The organism is Cellulosimicrobium cellulans, assembly GCF_001722485.1.
In the GTDB taxonomy this organism is placed as follows: domain Bacteria; phylum Actinomycetota; class Actinomycetes; order Actinomycetales; family Cellulomonadaceae; genus Cellulosimicrobium; species Cellulosimicrobium cellulans_A.
On record NZ_LWGL01000279.1, the window covers coordinates 1 to 2363 of the forward strand.

The following is a 2363-nucleotide window of genomic DNA, read 5'->3' on the forward strand; positions in this document are numbered from 1 at the left end:
CCGCGGGCGTCTCGTCCTGCGGCGCGGCGGACCGCGCGGCCTCCTGCCCCGCCGCGGGCGCGTCCGGGCGCTCGGCAGCCACGCCCTCCCCGGCGGAGTCCCCCGGGGCGCGCTCCGCGCGCTCGTGCGTGTGTCCGCCCTCGCCGTACGTCGACGCGTAGAGCATGCGGCGGTCGCCCTTGACGCCGGTGAGCGCGACGCCGAGGAGCGGGACGTTGCTGACCCGCAGGCGCTCGGTCGCCGCGACGAGCACCGCGCGGTCCGTGCGACCGGCCGCGGCGATGAGCACGACGCCGTTCGAGTACCCGCCGAGGATCGTCGCGTCCGCGGCGGCGAGGACGGGAGGCGCGTCGACGACCACGACCTCGGCGTGCTCGCGCAGGCTGCGCACGAGCTGGCGCGCGCGCGGCGTCGCGAGGAAGTCGGCCGGGTCCATCTCCTCCTCCGGCACCGGCATGACGCGCAGGTTCGGCACCGTGGTGGGCCGCAGCTCGTGCTCGGCGCCCTGCCACGACTCGGGCGGCGGCAGCATCCGGTCGAGCTGGGGGCGGCGCAGGTCGCCGGAGATCGCCACGGTGCGCCGGCCGCTGAGCGCGAACGAGGCCGCGAGGTTGGCGGTGATGAACGCGCGCGGCGCCGACGGGTCTGCGGCGGTCACGACGACCACCGCGTGCTTGAGGCCCGCCGTCGACACCTGGACGGCGGTCCGCAGCTCGCGGATCGACTCGGTGAACGGGCTCGCGACCTTGCTCGCCACCGGCAGCGCGAGCGTGTGGGAGAACTCCTTCTCCGCGGGGCGCGCCCCGTAGAGCTCGGCGAGCACCGGCGTCTCGGTGAGGTGCGTCGACTCGGCGGCGGACCGCACGCGCACGTCGAGGCCGCGCCGGCCGAACGCGAGCCCGACGCCTGCGACGAGCCCGACGAGCACCGCGAGCGCGAGCACCGTGGGCGCGGACAGGCCGAGCGCCTCGGCGCCCGTCGCCGGGGCGACGACCTCGCCGGGCACGGGGATCCCGCGCAGCGCGTTGATCTCCACGGTGAGCGCGGAGTAGTCGTCGACGATGATGTCCTGCTCCGCGAGCGCCAGCGGGTCCTCCGTGTCGCCCGCGAGCCGCTGCCGCACCGCCCGCAGCTCCTCGGCGAGCGCCTGCCGGCGCGCGTCGAGGGCCTCGACCTGCGCGGCCTGGATCGGCACGAGTCGGGCGGCGTACGCGTCGGCGAACGCGTTCGCGACGTCCACGGAGCGCGCCGGGTCCGACGTCGTGGCCTCGACCGCCATGGTGCTCGCCTCGGGGTCGAACGAGCCGGAGACCTCGGTGGCGAGCGCCTCGGCCTCGCCGGGCGTCCCCAGGGCGCCCGCCGCGGCCTCGGCGACCTCGGGCGAGCTCACGTCGTCGGCGCTGGTCGCGACCGTCACCTGGACGAGCTGCTCGCCGCCCTGCGCGCTCTGCACGCCGTAGAGCTGCACGGTCGCGGTGGCCCGGTACTGCGTCTCCTGCCGGACGAGGAACAGCAGCGCGCCGACCACGACGACGAGCACGGCGGCGAGGACGTAGTACCTCCCGGCCCAGACCGTGCGGAAGAACTCTCGGATCGTCATCGGTCGCTCCTCGCGGTCCCGGCCGCGTGCCCGGCCCCGTGCCCGGCCGCGCCGCGGCCCGCCTCCTGCTCGACCACGGCGCGCAGCCGCGCTGTGAAGCGGTCCCGCCCGAACGTCGCCACGTGCGCCGTCACCGCGTCCTCGTCCCACGCGACCGCCGCCGCGTCCTCGACCGCCTGCGCCACGAGGTCCACCTCGGGGGCGTCGAAGAACACGCCCGTCACGCCGTCGACGACCGTGTCGAGGTACCCGCCGTCGCGCAGCACGACGCTGGGCCGTCCGAACGCGCCGGCCTCGAGCGGCGTCAGCCCGTAGTCCTCGTAGGAGGCCGCGACGAGCGCCGACGCGTTGCGGTAGACCCAGCGCAGCGTCGCGTCGTCGACGCGGCCGAGCAGGTGCACCGTGCCGGTGCGCGCGGCGAGCGCCGCGAGGCGTCCGCGGTCGGGGCCGTCCCCGACGACGACGAGCGTCCGCCCGGTCGCCTGGGCGGCCTGGACGACGACGTCGACGTTCTTGTAGGGCAGCAGCCGCGCGACGCACAGCAGGAACCCGGGCTCCACGCCCGGGACGGCGCGCTCCTCGCCGGCCGGGAGCATCGCCGGGGGCGGCGGCAGCACCTCCGCCTCGATCCCGTAGGCGTCGCGGATCGCGCGCCGGGTCACCGTCGAGTTCGCGAGGTAGACGTCGGCGCGCCGGGCGGCGGCGCGGTCCCACCGGCGCAGCCCCGGGGCGAGGAGGCCGAGGGCCGTGGCCGCCGCGCGCC

At 77.2% G+C, this 2363-nt stretch carries 2 protein-coding genes; both read right to left on the reverse strand.

All coding sequences use genetic code 11. From position 1 onward, the window contains the following. A partial coding sequence (locus tag JZ5iCDA_RS16940) for a polysaccharide biosynthesis tyrosine autokinase (RefSeq protein WP_069388179.1) occupies window positions 1-1600 on the reverse strand: 1600 nt, incomplete at its 3' end. Beyond that, window positions 1597-2363, reverse strand: a 767-nt coding sequence (locus JZ5iCDA_RS16945; RefSeq protein WP_139123207.1) for a glycosyltransferase, incomplete at its 5' end; no start/stop codon positions are given. The genes JZ5iCDA_RS16940 and JZ5iCDA_RS16945, both read right to left, overlap by 4 nt.